The organism is Methylosinus sp. KRF6 (genome assembly GCF_018887255.1).
Lineage (GTDB): Bacteria > Pseudomonadota > Alphaproteobacteria > Rhizobiales > Beijerinckiaceae > Methylosinus > Methylosinus sporium.
Genome location: NZ_JAHLJF010000001.1, coordinates 4,193,360 through 4,209,985 on the forward strand (window position 1 = coordinate 4,193,360; position 16,626 = coordinate 4,209,985).

Below are 16,626 nucleotides of genomic sequence, written 5' to 3' on the forward strand. Positions count from 1 at the left end.
GAAGGACACGCCGCATCGCCGCCGGGCGTAGGAAGCCAACCTTTCATGGAGATAACATGGGCGGGCGAGGACGTCGATTTCCGCTCGCCGCCGCCGGTTGCCCTCGATGCGCGCTTTGTCCTATGCTCTGTGTCTTCGCGTGCGGCGGAGCGACGAAACAATGTCACGAATTTTCCTGCCGAGCGGGGCGTCTCCCGAGCGCGCGGCGAGCGAGGGCGCGCCCTGATGCGCGTTCTGCTCGTCGAGGACGAAGCGGAGATGGCCCATGCGCTCGCGCTGCGGCTCGGGCGCTCGGGCTTCATCGCCGATCATGTCGGCGCTCTCGTCGATGCGCGAGAAGCGCTGGCCTGCTATCGCTATGGGCTCGCGATTCTCGATCGCCGTCTGCCGGACGGCGACGGACTCGAGCTTCTGCCCGAATTGCGTCGTCTGCAGCCGGACGCGCGCATTCTCATTCTCACCGCCTGCGAGGCGGTGAGCGAGCGCGTCAGCGGGCTCGACGCCGGCGCCGACGATTATCTCGCCAAGCCGGTGGACTTCGACGAATTGATGGCGCGGGTGCGCGCCTGCCTGCGCCGCACCCTGGGCGCCGTCGCTCCGCCCGTCGTCATCGGCCGACTCTCCTTCGATCTCGCGGCGCGCGAGGTTCTCGTCGATGGCGCGCCCGCGGTGTTGCACCGGCGCGAGCTCGCTCTGCTGGAGACGCTCGTGCGCAGCGCCGGCCGCATCGTGCTGCGCGCGCGGCTCGTCGAGGAGGTCTATGGCTTCGACGACAATGTCGACGTCAATGCGCTGAACATTTTGGTGTCGCGCTTGCGCAAGCGGCTCGGCGATCTCGGCGCGGAGGTCGAGATTCATTCGGCGCGCGGCATCGGCTATATGTTGGCGAGAGCATCCTCGTGAGGCGCCGTCGCTCGCTCGCGCTGCGCTTGATCGTCTCTCTCGCGATCGTGCAGATGGTCGGCATATTGCTTCTCGTGCCGATCACCGATTTTCTGATCTCCGCCTCCGGCCTCGCGCCGGGCTGGCAGGTCGCGCCGGACGATTGGGGCGAGCATCGCATCTATGGATTGGTCGCGCGCTCGGTGACGAAAACCGAGACCGGCGAGGCCATCCTCGCGCCGAGCGCTGCGCTGCGCGCCTATCGCGAGGTCAATCCGCAAGCGCGTTACGCCGCCTTCGATTGCAATGGCGCGGCGTTGAGCGGCTCGTCGCCGGAGCTCGTCGAAGCGCTCGGCGGCCTCGATCGCATCGGCGCGACGACGCTGAAGTTCCGCATTCCGGGCGACGCGGATCCTCGCGCCCGTGGTTTTTTGCGGCGCGCGCCGGCGGCCGTCGGCGCCTGCGCGATCGCAGCCTATGATTATCGTTTCGCCTGGGACGATCTTTTTGCCGTGGCGGCCTTGTTCCTGACGCCGCACAGCGCCGCTGTCGTCGCGCCCGCCGTGCTCTGCGCGCTCGCCATCGCATGGATCGTCGTGCGGCGCGGTCTTTCGCCATTGCGCGCCGCCGCCGCCGATGTGGCGGGGATCGATGTGAACACGCTGCACAAGCGCATCGAAGCCGATGACGCGCCGAAGGAGATCGCGCCCTTCATCGAAGCGGTCAATGACGCGCTGACGCGCCTCAATGCGGGAGTCGCGGCGCAGCGTCGCTTCACCGCCAATGCGGCGCATGAGCTGCGCACGCCGATCGCGATCATGCGCGCCCATGCGGACAATCCCGACGACGCCGCGTTTCGGCGCGATATGAAGCGCGACATTCGCCGCGTGCAGACGATCGTCGAGCAATTATTGGCGAGCGCGCGATTTTCGATGCGCGACGCTCGCGCCGATGTCGACATGGATCTCGGCGCCGTCGCTCTCGCAATGGTCGCCGATCATACGCCGCTCGTCATCGAGAACGGCCGGCGCATCGAATTCGAGCCGCCACGCGAGCCGACGATCGTCACGGGCGACCGATGGGCGCTCGAATGCGTCGTCGCCAATCTTCTCGACAATGCGCTGCGCGCCGAACCGCACGGCGGCGTCATATTGGTCCGCGCGTCGTCGACCGCGGTCGTCGAGGTCGTCGATCATGGCGCCGGCGTTCCGCGCGCCGATCGCGAGAAGATTTTCGAGCCGTTCTGGCGGCGCGACAATAAGAGCAATGGAATCGGCCTCGGTCTCGCCATTTCGAAGACGCTCGTCGAGCAGATGGGCGGATCGATCGGCGTGGACGAAACCAGCGGCGGCGGCGCCACCTTCCGCATCACGCTGCGCAGAAGCGCCGCCCAGAGCAGCGAGGCGCCCGGCCGTCCGCGCGCGGACGTCGCCGACGCGAGGCGCCGATCCGAGGATGCGGCCTGAAATAGTCGGCCGGAGCTCGGCTGCGCGAAGAGGCGCGATCGAACGAGACGAGGAGGCTTGACGGCTCCAAAAATGTTCCATATATGTTCTGTTGTTCGGTAAGTGTTCTTTGCGTCGGTAAACAAGTCCCCTCGAGTTGTAAGCGTCGCATCGAGGCTCGCGGTCGCGAGGCGCCCCAGTGTCGCGCATGGGCGTGTCGCGCCGCGAGCCGAAGCGACGCCGCGAGCCGGCGAAAGGCCGGTCGAGCAGCCGGCGGAGTAGGCCGGCAAGGAGATTGTCGCCATGGCGAGCTCGGCGAAACGTCTGATCGAAAAATCGGAAAAAAGCGACTGGCGCCAAGCGGCGCAGCTGAGCCGGGAGGCGATCGGCGCGGTGGTGAATTTCTCCTCCGAGGAGCGGCCGATCGTCGATCCGGCGCGGCGGCGCGGGCGCGGCGCGCTCTCCAATGAGAGCGGCCGTTTCGAACGCGAGCGTCGCCTCGAGACCGATGACGGCTGGAGCTCGATCGAGGAGCTCGGCGAGTTTCGCACCAATGTCCATGTCGAGAAGGCGAAGACGATCGTCACGCGCAACGACTCGCCGGATATTTCCTTCGATCGCTCCATCAATCCCTATCGCGGCTGCGAGCATGGCTGCGTCTATTGCTATGCGCGGCCGAGCCACGCCTACATGGGCCTCTCGCCGGGCCTCGATTTCGAGACGGAGATTTTCGTCAAGGAGGGTGCGGCGCAATTGCTGGAGCGCGAATTGTCGGCGCGCAATTATTCGCCGAAGACCATCGCCATCGGCGCCAACACCGATCCCTATCAGCCGCTCGAAAAGCGCTATCGCATCACCCGCGGCCTGCTCGAAGTAGCGAGCCGCGCCGATCATCCGATCGGCATAGTGACGAAGAGCTCGCTGGTCGTTCGAGACATCGACATTCTCGCGCCCATGGCGCGCAAGGGCCTCGTCAAGGTCGCGATCTCGCTGACGACGCTCGATCCGGCGCTGGCGCGGGCGATGGAGCCGCGCGCCGCCTCGCCGGAGCGCCGCCTCGCCACGATCGAGCGGCTGGCCGAGGCCGGAATTCCGGTCGCGGTTCTGGTCGCGCCGATCATTCCAGCGGTCAATGACGCGGAGATCGAGACCATATTGACGCGCGCCCACGCCGCCGGCGCGCGCGAGGCCGGCTATGTGATGCTGCGCCTGCCGCTCGAGCTGCGGGAGCTGTTCAGCGAATGGCTCGTCACCCATTTCCCGGCCAAGGCCCGGCATGTGCTGTCGCTGGTGCGCTCGGCGCGCGACGGCAAGCTCTATGATCCCTCCTTCGACAAGCGCATGACGGGGGACGGCCCCTACGCATGGATGATCGGCCGCCGTTTCGAGCTCGCTTCGACGCGGCTCGGCTTCTCTCGCACGCGGCTGCGCGCCGATCTTTTTCGGCAGCCCAGCTGCGGGGCCGAGCAGCTCAGCCTTTTTTGACGGCCCGCTCGCCGATCGATTGCCTCGATCCCGCCGCTGTGTTTTTTTCAGCCGCCCCCTTTTCGACCGAGCCGAGCGCATATGCCCCCACATTTTCTCACCGAAACGCGCATTCTGCGCGACGGCGCTCGGCCGGTCGCCGGCGTCGACGAGGTCGGACGCGGCCCGCTCGCGGGACCGGTCGCGGCGGCGGCGGTGATTCTCGATCCACGCCGCCTGCCGGAGGGGATCGACGATTCGAAGGCGCTGTCGGCCAAGGCGCGGGAGGCGGCCTTCGAGCGCATCGCCGCGAGCGCTCTGGCGATCGGCGTCGCTTTCGCCAGCGTCGAGGAGATCGACCGGCTGAACATCCGCCGGGCGACGCTGCTCACCATGGCGCGGGCGGTGGGGGCGCTGCATGTCGCGCCCAATTACGTCCTCGTCGACGGCCGCGATTTGCCGAAGCTCGCTTGCCCGGGCGAGGCGATCGTCAAAGGAGACGCGCTGTCGCTTTCTATCGCGGCGGCGTCGATCATCGCCAAAGTCGCGCGCGACCGCCAGATGCGCCGGCTCGCCGCGCTCTATCCCCATTACGGATTCGAAACCAACGCAGGCTATGGCACGGCGGAGCATCTCGCAGCACTGCGCATACATGGCCCGACGCCCTTCCATCGCATGAGCTTCGCGCCGCTGCGGGAGCCGCGCCTCGGCGGCGCCGGCGTGTCATGATACTTCGTAAATAACTGGTGAACTTGCGATTTCTTAACGAAGGCGTGCGGAAAAGAGACAGCCGCGCACGGGCTCTCTAAACCCGGCTTTTACCGCGATCGGGCATTGTTCGCAGCGTTGGTTGCGTAGCCGGTGATTGTCCATGAGTAGCGCGCGCGTCGGGGCGGCCCGCCCCAAGTCCCAGATAAAGGTCTCGCGTACTGGGATGTCGAATTTCGGGTCGCCTCGCGCGCCGAAGCGCGCGATGTCGCGTAACGAGGTGGTCGTCGGCGACAGCGTCGAGGCGATGCTCGGCCTGCCGGAGGCGAGCGTCGATCTCGTCTTCGCCGACCCGCCCTATAATCTCCAGCTCGCCAGCCGGCTCACCCGGCCGGATCAGAGCGTCGTCGACGCGGTCGACGACGATTGGGATAAATTCGCCGATTTCGCCGCCTATGACGCTTTCACCCGCGACTGGCTGGCGGCGGCGCGGCGGGCGATGAAGCCGAGCGCCACTATTTTCGTCATCGGCTCCTATCACAATATATTCCGCGTCGGCGCGATCATGCAGGACCTCGGGTTCTGGATATTGAACGACATCGTCTGGCGGAAGAACAATCCCATGCCCAATTTCCGCGGCCGTCGCTTCACCAATGCGCATGAGACGCTGATCTGGGCGGCGCGCGACGCTTCGGCGCGCAATTACACCTTCCATTACGAGGCGCTGAAGGCCGGCAACGAGGATTGCCAGATGCGCTCGGACTGGCTGCTGCCCATCTGCTCGGGCGGAGAACGCCTCAAGGATTCGGCCGGCCGCAAGACGCATCCGACGCAAAAGCCCGAGGCTCTCCTCGCCCGGATCATGCTCGCCGCTTCCAATCCCGGCGACCTCGTGCTCGATCCCTTCTTCGGCTCCGGCACGACCGGGGCGGTCGCTCGGCTGCTCGGCCGCGATTACCTCGGCATAGAGCGCGAGCAGACCTATGCCGAGGCGGCGCGGGCGCGAATTGCGGCGATCACGCCGCTTCCGGCCGAGGCGGTGGCGCCGGCGCCCTCCAAACGCAACGAGCCGCGCATCGCTTTCGCCAGCGTCGTCGAGGCGGGGCTCGTCGCCCCCGGCGTGACGCTCACCGACGCCAAGGGTCGCCATAAGGCCGTCGTGCGCGCCGACGGCGCTTTGGCGATCGGCCCGATCGTCGGCTCGATCCATAAGACCGGAGCCTTGGTTCAGGGCCTGCCGGCCTGCAACGGCTGGACCTTCTGGCATTTCGAATCCGGCGCCGGCCTCGCGCCGATCGACGAATTGCGCGCGATGGCGCGCGCACGTCTGCGCGACGCCGCGGAATAGTCGCATCGCGACGATGGGCGGATGAGCGCCCGCTGCGGAGGACACATGCGCCTCGAGAATATTTTCGTCGATCTCCCGGAAAAAGCGGAGCAGGAGCAGTTTCTGCCTCTGCTCGCCGCGCCGGGCGTCCGCCTCGAGCGAATCGTCTCCTTCGGCCAGGCCAGTCCGCCCGGCTTCTGGCACGATCAGGAGGAGGCCGAATGGGTGATCCTGCTCGCCGGCTCCGCCGGTCTTCGATTCGCCGATCGCGACGAGGTTCTGACCCTCGCGCCCGGCGATTATCTCGAAATCCCCGCGCATCGCCGCCATCGCGTCGAATGGACCGATGCGACGCTGCCGACCGTCTGGCTCGCCGCACATTTTCGCGCCGACGGCGCCTGACCGCCCGACAAACGGTCGGAAACCGCCACTGTTATATACGCGACAATATAGGTGCGTCGCGGGAGTGGACGCTGTGAATTTTTATATCATTTTGAAAAATAATAATAATATATCCGCCATAGCGCTGGCGCGCCGCTTGCTTCCGACTGCCCAGATCAGGAGTGAGCGATGCGCCCTCGACACGAAATTGCGACGCCGCGGCGGAAACGACCGCTGGCCGTCATTTTAGGAACGAATGAGATCGCCTCGGCGGTCGCCGTGCATATGAATCGGATCGGCTGGGCCTGCGTGCTCAGCCATGACGCGTTTCCGCCGGTCGTCCGCCGCCAGATGGCGTTCAACGACTGCCTCTATGGCGAGCGCATCACGCTCGAAGAGGTAGAGGCCGAACGCGCCGATTCGACGATCGAACTCGTCGAAATTCTCGACTACACGACCAAGGTCGCCGTGACGCGGCTGCAGTTCCACGATCTCGTGGCCATTCGGACGGCCCATGCGCTGGTCGATGCGCGGATGCAGAAATATCGGGCCACGCCCGATCTGCGCCATTTGGCCAAAGTGGCGGTCGGCCTCGGGCCCAATTTCGCCGTCGGCCGCAATTGCGACATTGCGATCGAGACCAAGCCTGCGCAGGCGGGCCTCATTATCCAGGAGGGGGCCACCGAGCCGGCGGACCATGTCCCCAACCGTCTCGGCGACGTCGGCGAGGAGCGCTTCGCCTATTCCCAAAAGCCGGGCCTGTGGCATTCGGCCGTCGATATCGGCGTCCGCGTGTTCAAGGATTTCGTCGTCGGCCATTTGAACGGCGAGCCGGTGACCGCGCCGCTCGACGGTGTGCTGCGCGGCGTCGTCCGCGACGGGCTGCATATTCCCGCCGGGGTCAAATTGCTCGAGATCGATCCGCGCGGCCGCTCGGCCAAATGGACCGGCATAGACGAGCGTTCGGCGCTGGTCGCGAGCGGCGTCAGCCGGGCGATCCGCATCGAACTCGCCAAGCAGAATGCGACGCGGATCGAGGGGCCCTTCGTCGCCCACTGACAATCCTGTCCCGTATGTGACAGCGGCGTCGTATTTCAGCTATATTTTGTTCGATACAGATCGCGGCGTCTTAAGGAGGCCCGGGACGATGCGAACAGACGCGGATGCGCCGCAGGTCGGCGTGATTTTGAAGCTGCCCAATGGCGGAGTTCTCGCTCCGACGGACCTCGAACTGATCGACGCGTTGCGCAAGGAGCGATCGATCATCGGGGCGAGCCGCGCGCTCGGCCTGTCCTATCGCAAATGCTGGCTGTCGGTGGATGCGCTCAACCGCACTTTCGAAAGTCCGGTGGTGGCGACGTTTCCAGGACGACGCGAGGGCGGGGCGGAGATCACGCCCTTCGGCGAGCGGCTGGTGAGCGTCTATCGCTCGATCGAGCGCCATGCCGCCAATTCGGCCAAGCGCACCTTGGACGAGATCATCGGCGCGCTCGATTGGTCCTATCAGAAGACGGCCAGTGACGCGGAAACGGAGCCTCGTCGGGATCGAGCGTCCGGCCGCTGATCGCGACGGCCTTGATCATGGCCCAGGCCGAGAGTCCCTCGACCAGCGCCAGGCGCTCCACCGATTCATGGGTGATCAGCGCGTCTATGCGGGCGCCGCCGAGCGACAGGCTCGCGCGCGTGAAGGGCGGCGGCAGAAAATCCAGCTCGACGATCTCGGCCGGCAGGCGATTGAGGATGGAGACATCCATCGGCCGCGAAAGGGCGAGGGAGACGTCGCGGGCGTCGATCTCCACCTCGATCGCGGCTCCGACGGCGGCGTCGACCAAGGGCACGCGCAATTCGCCGCCGGCGAAAAACAGCGTGGAAAGGCCGACGTCCGGCTCGTGCCGCAGCACGCGCGCCGGGAAGATCGATACGTAATCGTGGGTCTGCGCAAAGAGCGGCGTCTTCTTGTCCAGCATGATCGCCGAACTAGCGAGAAATACGCCAATCTCATATTTTATGGGGGAAATGCGCGTTTTAGCGATGAAAATGCGCGATCCGGCGGCTTTTTCGCCGGGATACGGACGCCGCGCGGCGGCGTCCGTTTCGAATGCTCAGTTCGGATTGCGGGCGGCGATCGCCTCATATTCCACGCGCGTCAGGCGGAAATAGCCGCGGCCGCCGGCGCGCGTCTCGAATTTGGAGCCGGCGCGCTCGCACAGCAGCTTGAACCAGGCCTGCTTGTCGAGATGGGCGGGAAGGCCATTGATTTCCCAGACGGTCGTATCGGGGCGGAAACGCACCATGATTATAATGTTGTCGCCGACCGCGGTCGCGACGGAGACGTCCTTTTCCGCCGGCTCGGCAGCCGGGGGAACAATTGCGACATGGCCGACTTCCGTCGAGACCTCTGAAGAAACATTCGGTTGCACATCGTCCTCCATCTTCGCCGTGTTGCGCGGCGCTCTCTGTTTCCCGGGCTTCGACGGATCGGCGAGCCGACGTCTCGTTCCGAGGCGCTCCTTTCTATGCGAGCCGTATACCAGAATATATTGCAAAGCTTCCAAGCTGGCGCGTCTTCGCCTGCGGCATAAGGTCACCCTCGCTACGAGCCTCGCGAACGCCGACGTCGCGCGATCGGCGCCCTTTCCGCGCGAAGGGCCAGATTCTTGCTAGTCTCAAAAATCCGTATCACCTCAGCCGAAGTGAGCCGTCATGTCCGACAGACATTCCTGCGTTCTCGTTCTCGGCATCGGCGAAACGGCCTCAGCCATCGCGCGTGAGCTGTTCCTCGCCGATCATATCGTGGCTCTCCACGAGGCGGCGCCGCCGCCGGATCTCCGCCGCAAGATGACCTTCGCGGACGCCTGGTTCGACGGTTCCAGCGTGCTCGAGGGGGTGGAGGCGCGCCGCGCCGATCTCGTCGCCGAATTCATGCTCGGCCTGCGAAGCCGCATGTTCGTTCCGGTGCTGACGCATCCGCTCAATGAAATATTGGAGCGATGGCCCTGGGAAGTCGTCGTCGACGCCGAGATGACGCCGCGCAAGGAGCCGTTCTCCATCAAAAATCTCGCCGGCCTCACTATTGGCGTGGCCCCCGGATCGATCCCCGGCGAGAATTGCGATCTCGCAATAGACGGCTATGGCAAGGATCCCGGCGCGATAAGGCGCCCCGACGAGGGGCCCGGGCCGAGCTGCGAGGCGGACCCGCCGGACGCCGAGCCGGTGCGCGCGCCGATCGCCGGACTGTTCAAAATGTTCAAGGATATCGGCAATGTCGTCGAGGCCGGCGAAGCTTTCGGCGCGATCGACGGCGTTCCGGTTCCCGCTCCCTATGGCGGCCGCATTCGCGGCATCGTCAAGCAGGGCCGGGCGGTGGCCGTCGGCACGCCGCTCGCCGATATCGCCGCCTCCAGCGGGGCGCAGGTCGCCGGCATGAGCGCGCGCAATCGGCTCATCGCCCGCGGCGTTTCTTTCGCGATCGAGATGCAGGCGGAAGGTTGGACGCCCTTTTCCTGGGACGCTTTTCTCGAAGGCGGCGGCGGCCTCTCGATCTGAAGGCCGCGCCGGCGCGCTCGCCTCAGCGCGGCGGCAGCCGCGAGGGCTTGCCATCCGCGCCTGTGAAGGGAAACAGCCCGCCCTGGAAACATTGCGACATATGTGTCGCTTTGGCGACGGCCTGCTCCGCCTGCTCGGAGGGCAGGTTCTCGCGCACCGATTGCGTGAACAACTCCAGCCAGCGGGCGAAATGCTCGGGCTCGACCGGCAGATTTATGTGAACCGCGAAAGGATGGCCCTGATAGCGCTCGGTGCCGAGCAGCGATTTCGACCAGAAGGCGGCGATGACGTCGAGATGCTGGTCGAGCTCCGGGATCGCGCCGAAGATGGGGCCGAGCAGCGGATCGGCGAGGCCCTTGTCATAAAAGGAGCGAACGCAGGTCGCGATCGCAGCTTCGATCGCCGCGTGCTCGGCGTCGGCGGTCGAGACGGTGGAAGCTGACATGTCTATCCTCCTGTTCCCTATGTAATACAACAAGGCGGGCGCCGGCGCGCATCCGCTTCGGCGGCGCTAATCGGCGTTGTAGCGCACGGAGCCGAACTGCGAGACGTCATAGCCGCCGAGCTGCGTGGCGCGCTCTGAAAACGCCTCGCTCGCGCAAAAGCGCATGAGCGTCTGCCAAGGCGGATCGAAATAGGCCTTGCGCCAGACCACGAGATCGAAGCGCTCGACGATCTGCGGCGCGAATTCGAGGCCGAATTGGCGGGCGGAGGCCTCGAGGCCGAGGCCGATGTCGGCGCGGCCTGCTGCGATGGCCGAGGCGAGGTCGGTCTCCGAGCGCTCCACTGCGGGAACGAGTCGCAGATGCTCGCGCTTCATTCCGGCGCGCTCGAGCAAGACGGAGAGGATGAGCTCGCTGCCGGCCTCCGGCTGGCGCGATTGAAAGGAGAGGTCGCGCGCGTCGGCGAGCTCGGCGATTCGTCGGGGAAGCCCCTTGCGATACATCAGCCCGCGGCGGCGCTTCGCCCATTCTATGACCACCACCGGCTCGCCGGCCAGTCGCTTGGCGGCGGTCTCGATATTCCAGCCGCCATCGTCTTCGGGAATATGCAGGCCGGCGGCGATGCAGCCGCCCGCAGCGGCGCGCTCCAGCCCGTCCAGCGCGCCATCCAGCAGGGCGGCGACGCCGCAGCGCGATTCGCGCAACGCCCATTCGAGCAGCGGATCATGGCCGCCGGCGACGACGAGCGGACGCGTCGCGGCCTCTGCGCGCGCCATTCGGCCGCTCGCGCCCGCGGTCAGCCACTCTTCGATTTCCGCTCGCGGAAACAGCAGCTTCCCGGTAACGCGGCGGACCGGCAAGGCGCCTTCCGCGGCGAGATCATAGACCTTGCGTTCCTTGACGCGCAAAAGGGCGGCGAGTTCGCGCGTCGTGAGAAATTCAGACATTGTGTGTTTTTTCCCGAGATACGGAAAAATAACATGTCATCCGGCCGCCGACAATCGCGCGAGCCGAGCCGCCGCGATCCGGCCTCCGATTCGAGCTGTCCGAACGAAACGCAGGGCTTTGTGATCGAAGCCGCCGCCGCGCGAACGCCGCTCCCTCCGCCTGGTCCTCGCGATTCTGGATCTGCTTTTTCATGCGAAATTATGCAAAAGACTCTCCGTTAGGCAAAATATATGCATAACTACGGTCAGGCTCACACATCGGGCCGATCATCGGAGACGTTCTCATGGTCAAAATGGCAAGTCTGGCGCTGGTCGCCGCTTTTCTGTCGCTGAATATTCCGCAAGTCCGCGCCGAGGCTCCGGCGGCGAGCGCCGACAAGGCGAGCGGCTCCAAGACAGTCACCGTATTCGCCGCCGCGAGCATGAAAAACGCGCTCGAGGAGGCGGCCGCCGCGTACAAGAAAAAGACCGGGGTCGAGGTCAAGCTCAGCCTTGCGTCGTCGATGGCGCTCGCAAAGCAGATCGAGTCTGGCGCTCCGGCGGACATCTTCGCGTCTGCCGACACGGCTTCCGCCGACTATCTCTCCTCGCAGGGGCTGCTGAAGGCGGAGACGCGCAGCAATCTGCTCGGCAACTCGCTGGTGATGATTGCGCCCAAGGTCGCGGGGATCAAGAAGCTGGCGCTGGACAAGGCCTCGATCATGAATGCGCTCGGCGAGAGCGGTCGCATGGCCATCGGCGATCCCGCCTCCGTTCCGGCGGGCAAATACGCCAAAGCGGCCTTTCAGAAGCTCGATCTCTGGAACGACCTCGAATCCCGCTTCGCCCTGACCGAAAATGTGCGCGCCGCTCTGACCTTCGTCGCGCGCGACGAGGCTCCGCTCGGCGTCGTCTATCAGACCGACGCCAATTCGGATCCCAAGGTCGTCGTCGTCGCCACATTCCCCGCCTCGTCCCACCCGCCGATCGTCTATCCGATCGCGCTGACCGCCAGCACCACCAATCCAGAGGCCGCCCAGCTGCTGAGCTATCTGAAGGGGCCGGAAGCGGCGCGGCTCTTCTCCAAGCAGGGCTTCACCATTCTCCACTGAGGTCTGGCCTGGCATTTCCCTCTCTGTCCTCGTGAGGCTATTGTCGCGCGTGACGGCCGATCAGACGGAGAGGGATTGCTCGTGACGCTCCAAAACCCTCGAGACGCGCAGCGACCAACGGAGCAGAGCGCGGCTCCATTCTTTCATTTCGATCGCGCTCGCGCCTTCGCTCTCGCAGAGCGGGCGCTCGCGGCCGCTCTGCGGGCGGGCGCCGCCTATGCCGATATTCGCATCGGCGAGACGCGCCGCCAATTCATCCAGGCCAAGGAGGAGCGGCTCGACGAGTTCTTCGAGAGCGCCGATCCGGGCTTCGGCCTGCGTGTGCTCGTCGACGGCTGCTGGGGTTTTTATGGCGCGCGCTCGCTGGAGCCGGTCGCCCTGGATGCGGCGGTGGAGCGCGCCATTTACAACGCCCGCGCCGTCGCGCCCATCCGCGTCGCGCCCGTGCGGATCGAGGAGACAGAGCCGCATGTCGCCGAATGGATCATGCCGCTCGGCGTCGATCCTTTCGCGGTCGATGCGCCGGCCAAAGTCGAGCGCCTCGTCGCCGTCAACGCCGCGGCGCTGGCGGCGGGCGCGGATTATTGCGTCTCCTCCTTCGCCTTCGCCACGGAGGAGCGGCTCTTCGCCGACAGCCGCGGCAGCCGCATCTTCCAATCCCGCACGCGCACGCAGCCTTCTTTCGAGGTCACGCTGATCGACAAGGCCTCCGGCCGCTTCGCGACGCGCGAGAGCCTCGCGCCGGCGCGCGCCGCCGGCTGGGACTATGCGCTCTCTTGCGATCTTCTCGGCGAGGCGCGGCAGGCCGTCGAGGATGCGCGCCAAAAGCTCTACGCCAAGCCCGTCGAGGCGGGCGTGACGGATGTCGTCATCGACCCCACCAATCTCTGGCTCACCATTCACGAGACCGTCGGCCATTCCACCGAGCTCGATCGCGCGCTCGGCTGGGAGGCGAATTTCGCCGGCACCTCTTTCGTCAAGCCGCATATGCTGAACAATCTGCGCTTCGGCAGCGAGCTGATGACGATCAAAGCCGATCGCTCGCAGGAAGGCGGGCTCGCCAGCATCGCTTTCGACGATGATGGCGCGCCGCGCGAATGCGCCGAATTCGAGATCGTCTCCGAAGGCGTGTTCCGCAATTATCAAATGGCGATGGGCCAGGCGCATCTCATCGGCGCCGAGCGCTCCAATGGCTGCGCCTATGCGGACGACCCGACCGCCTTTCCCATTCAGCGAATGCCCAATATCTCGCTGGCGCCCAATCCTGAAGCCTGCGCGCTCGAGCAGCTGATCGGCGGCGTCGAGAAGGGGCTCTATATCGTCGGCGCGGGAAGCTGGAGCATCGATCAGCAGCGCGACAATTTCCAATTCGGCGGGCAGATGTTCTACGAGATAAGGGACGGAAAGCTCGGCGAGCCGGTGCGCGACGCCGCCTATCAGGGCCGCACGGTTTCGTTCTGGAATTCGCTCGACGGACTCGGCGACGCCTCCACCTATCGGCTCTGCGGCACGTTCACTTGCGGCAAGGCGGAGCCGATGCAGCTCGCGCCCGTGTCGCATGGCGCGCCGGCGGCGCGCTTCCGCGGCGTGACCGTGCTGAACACCGCGCGCGAAGGATGATTCCTCGCGCGTGGGGAGCCTGGCTTTAGAATTTGAACTTCACGCCTCCCGTGAACGCTCGCGGCTGTCCAGCCATTATGCCCGCGCCTTGCCCAGTCAGGAGGAAGGCCGCCGGCGTCTGAATGGTTGTCCCCGCGACGAGCGAATTCGTCATCACGAAGGAGCCTCCGACATAGGTCCGATCGAAAATGTTTTTGATGTCGAAGAACACCTCCATGTTTTTCACGAAGGAGTCGGCGATGTCGCGGTTGTAATGGAGATTGACGTTCACGACGCCGGAGCTCGGAATGCTGGTGAGATTGGCGTTGTCGATCGTGTAGGCCGAGCGGAACACATATTCGACATAGGCGCCGAGGCCTTTGAAATCGCCCGTCGGCTGATCATATCCGACGCGCGTTGTCAGCGTGTGCGGCGCGACATTGGGGATCTTATTGCCCGAACGATTGTAATAGACCTTGGTTTTGGGTTGGCCGGTGAGGAAGTTGATGTCTCCGGTCAGATAATCCTGAAAATCAGTGAAGATTTGATCGTTGAAGGTGTAAGCGGCGATGAGCCGCCAGCCGTCGAACGGACGCCAGTCCACATTGGCCTCGACGCCGCGATGGATCGAGGCCGGGACATTGGTCTGGAAGCTTACGAGACCGTTCGACTGCGTGAGGATCTCGTTGCGGAACCATTCGTGGAAGCCGGTCAGGCTCACCGTGACGTCGCGGCTCGGCGTCCAATCGACGCCGACGTCGACGCCCATGTTGGTTTGCGCCTGAAGCGATGAGTTATTGCCGGCGCCATTGGGCGTCGTGGTGAGGAACATGAAAGAGGGCGTGCCATAGCCGGCCGCGTAGCGCGCGCGGAACTGCCATTCCGGGCTGTGGCGGTAGGTGAGCGAGGCCTCCGGCGCCGTGTTCCAATAATCATTGTCGACGGCGAGAGCTTGCGGCGGCGAGGACCATGTTCCATTCGCCCCGTAATTATAGACGCTGTTGACGCCCCACACGCGATTCCAATTCGTGCTGAAGCCGACCGCCGCCGTGAGCGCCGGCGTCAGCGCGATCTCCTCGCGCGCTCTGAGGCTGATGTTCGACTGATAAGTGTCGATCTTGCCGACCTGCGCGCCGGTCGCGCCATAGTTCCAGACATTGGGAATCTGATTGTAGAGCGGGTTGGTGATTTTCACATTGTCGTAGAAGAAGCCGAGATAATGCGTCGCCGGCAGGCCGAACAAAACGCCGCGGCTCGTTATGTCGGTCGAGGCGCTGATGCCGACCGACGGCCCTCTTATGCCGATCGGCCCGCCTTGCGCGATCCTATTGGGCGGCCAGGTCCCGTTGATGAAATCGAAATAGTCGAAGGTGAATTGCGAGCGCCAGGTCGTAGCGTTGTCGAAATCATGCTCGTAGCGAAAGCCGGCGATCTCGCGCACGCCATGATAATGCGAGCCGAGCTGCCAGACACTCTGCCGCGTCGAGGCGGAGGAAATTCCATTGCCGGGAACGTTCAGATTATTGCACACCGCCGCATTGAGCGCGGTCGGGAATTGGCATCCGTAATTCTTGCCGAAGGGATTGAGGTAATAGGCGTTCTGCGACAGCCTGTTCATGAAGCTGGAGAAGCTGTCGTTGAAGCTGAATTTCAACGTGAAGCGGTCGTTCGGCGTCGGGGACCATTTCGCGAGAATTTTCGCCTGATCCATCTCATATCCATTGCGCGCCAGATAGCCGTCGCCGCGCGCGTCGGAGGCGAACAAGGAAATGTCGAAATCGCCCGCCTCCTTTGTGGAGAAGGCTTTGCCGGCGCGGATGTAATTGTTGATATAGCCGAAGCTTCCGAATTCTGATCCGGTCTCGAGACCGTCGATATCGGCGCCGGAGAAGGTGCGGAAATTCAGCGCGCCGCCGAAGGCGTAATTGCCGAACAGCGCGGAAGAGGGGCCGCGATAGACGTCGACGCCGCGAAAGGCGTGTGGATCGAGAATGTCGGAGCGACCCGTGCCGTCCGCGGTCACAATCGGAAAGCCGTCCTCATACATCATTATGTTGCGAACGCCGAGCGGATAGCCGACGCCATATCGGCTGCCGGAGCCACGAATGGAGATGTTCAGCTCGCGAGAGAGATTGCCGGACTGAACGGCGACGCCCGGACTATATTGCAGCATCTCCTGCAACGAATACATCGGCGTCGATTCGAGGAATTTGTGATCGACCTTCGTCACCGTCTGCCCGGGCGGATCGCGGTAGATCGGCTCCTTGGCGCGTTCGGCGTCGAAACCCGGCGCATTGGAGGAGCCGCTCGCGCGCTTTTGTTCGGCGCCTATGTCGATCGGCGGCAACTCGGCGCCGCTGGCGTCGGTCATGGTTCCGCGCGCGGCCTGCGCGAGGATGATGGAGACGGAGCGCCCGTTCTCCGACAGGCGATAGGAGAGGCCGCTGCCGGAGAGCAGCCGGTCGAGCCCTTCGCGCACCGAATAGGCGCCGGAAACGCCGCGCGTTTTCATGGCGTCGGTGAGGCGCACGTCGAAGACGATGTGCAGGCCGCTGCGATCGGCGAAAGAATTGAGAGCGGTCTCCATGGCTCCGGCGGGAATGCGGTAGTCGCGCAGCGTCCCGTCGCGCTCCTGCGGCGAGATGGAGGCCTGCGCGCTCGTCACCGGAGCCTCGGCCCCGAGCGTCATGGCGCTCAGCGCCAAGGCGATCGCCGTCGAACTCATATTCACGCCCTCGCCGACCGACTTCTTCCTCGCCATGGCCATTTCGTCCCGCCGTCGTAACGCCCGCC

At 64.9% G+C, this 16,626-nt stretch carries 16 protein-coding genes; 11 read left to right on the plus strand and 5 right to left on the minus strand.

Annotated features, from left to right (window positions below):
* The first annotated feature begins 225 nt into the window (after positions 1–225).
* From KP010_RS19780 to KP010_RS19815, 8 genes are all read left to right on the plus strand, one after another.
* Entirely contained in the window at positions 226–903 is a 678-nt protein-coding gene (locus KP010_RS19780; RefSeq protein WP_216281383.1) for a response regulator transcription factor, read from the plus strand.
* Complete coding sequence (locus tag KP010_RS23095) at positions 900–2,348, plus strand: HAMP domain-containing sensor histidine kinase (protein ID WP_216281385.1); 1,449 nt, start codon at positions 900–902, stop codon at positions 2,346–2,348. Before KP010_RS19780 ends, KP010_RS23095 begins: the two co-directional genes overlap by 4 nt.
* A gap of 282 nt (positions 2,349–2,630) precedes the next feature.
* Positions 2,631–3,812 (plus strand): PA0069 family radical SAM protein, encoded by a 1,182-nt coding sequence (locus tag KP010_RS19790; protein WP_216281387.1) that lies wholly within the window; start codon positions 2,631–2,633, stop codon positions 3,810–3,812.
* An 81-nt stretch (positions 3,813–3,893) separates the two neighbouring features.
* On the plus strand, positions 3,894–4,520 hold the full coding sequence (locus tag KP010_RS19795) for a ribonuclease HII (protein WP_216281389.1): 627 nt from the start codon (positions 3,894–3,896) through the stop codon (positions 4,518–4,520).
* Between the two features lie 142 nt (positions 4,521–4,662).
* On the plus strand, positions 4,663–5,847 hold the full coding sequence (locus tag KP010_RS19800; RefSeq protein WP_305799963.1) for a site-specific DNA-methyltransferase: 1,185 nt from the start codon (positions 4,663–4,665) through the stop codon (positions 5,845–5,847).
* A gap of 45 nt (positions 5,848–5,892) precedes the next feature.
* Positions 5,893–6,228: a cupin domain-containing protein gene (locus KP010_RS19805; protein WP_216281393.1), complete on the plus strand. Its 336-nt coding sequence runs from the start codon at positions 5,893–5,895 to the stop codon at positions 6,226–6,228.
* 168 nt (positions 6,229–6,396) lie between these two features.
* A complete protein-coding gene (locus tag KP010_RS19810) occupies positions 6,397–7,266 on the plus strand; it encodes a xanthine dehydrogenase (protein WP_142863359.1) in 870 nt (289 codons plus the stop codon).
* 88 nt (positions 7,267–7,354) lie between these two features.
* Positions 7,355–7,771: a winged helix-turn-helix domain-containing protein gene (locus KP010_RS19815; protein WP_142863358.1), complete on the plus strand. Its 417-nt coding sequence runs from the start codon at positions 7,355–7,357 to the stop codon at positions 7,769–7,771.
* Here KP010_RS19815 and KP010_RS19820 read toward each other — a convergent pair.
* The gene (locus KP010_RS19820) at positions 7,686–8,174 is read right to left on the minus strand and encodes a TOBE domain-containing protein (RefSeq protein ID WP_108916930.1); all 489 of its coding nucleotides are present in this window, start codon (positions 8,172–8,174) and stop codon (positions 7,686–7,688) included. The two genes, KP010_RS19815 and KP010_RS19820, sit on opposite strands and share 86 nt — an antisense overlap.
* 135 nt (positions 8,175–8,309) lie before the next feature.
* Complete coding sequence (locus tag KP010_RS19825; protein WP_185966516.1) at positions 8,310–8,627, minus strand: hypothetical protein; 318 nt, start codon at positions 8,625–8,627, stop codon at positions 8,310–8,312.
* A gap of 283 nt (positions 8,628–8,910) precedes the next feature.
* Between KP010_RS19825 and KP010_RS19830 the strand changes: the two genes are divergently transcribed.
* Entirely contained in the window at positions 8,911–9,753 is an 843-nt protein-coding gene (locus KP010_RS19830) for a hypothetical protein (protein WP_108916929.1), read from the plus strand.
* Between the two features lie 22 nt (positions 9,754–9,775).
* Here the strand turns inward: KP010_RS19830 and KP010_RS19835 are convergent, their stop codons facing one another.
* Both KP010_RS19835 and KP010_RS19840 read right to left on the minus strand, forming a co-directional pair.
* Positions 9,776–10,198, minus strand: coding sequence for a group III truncated hemoglobin (locus KP010_RS19835; protein ID WP_108916928.1), 423 nt, complete (start codon positions 10,196–10,198; stop codon positions 9,776–9,778).
* A gap of 66 nt (positions 10,199–10,264) precedes the next feature.
* Positions 10,265–11,143, minus strand: a complete 879-nt coding sequence (locus tag KP010_RS19840; RefSeq protein ID WP_108916927.1) for a helix-turn-helix transcriptional regulator — start codon at positions 11,141–11,143, stop codon at positions 10,265–10,267.
* Positions 11,144–11,427: 284 nt separating this feature from the next.
* Here KP010_RS19840 and modA point away from each other — a divergent pair, with 284 nt between their 5' ends.
* Positions 11,428–12,234 carry a molybdate ABC transporter substrate-binding protein gene (gene modA, locus KP010_RS19845; RefSeq protein WP_142863356.1) on the plus strand — a complete coding sequence of 269 codons (807 nt, stop codon included), beginning with the start codon at positions 11,428–11,430 and terminating at the stop codon, positions 12,232–12,234.
* Positions 12,235–12,315: 81 nt separating this feature from the next.
* Complete coding sequence (locus KP010_RS19850; protein WP_246659888.1) at positions 12,316–13,854, plus strand: TldD/PmbA family protein; 1,539 nt, start codon at positions 12,316–12,318, stop codon at positions 13,852–13,854.
* Between the two features lie 25 nt (positions 13,855–13,879).
* On the opposite strand, the gene KP010_RS19855 is transcribed toward KP010_RS19850, so the two are convergent.
* Entirely contained in the window at positions 13,880–16,594 is a 2,715-nt protein-coding gene (locus KP010_RS19855; protein WP_246659887.1) for a TonB-dependent receptor, read from the minus strand.
* Between the last annotated feature and the right edge of the window lie 32 nt (positions 16,595–16,626).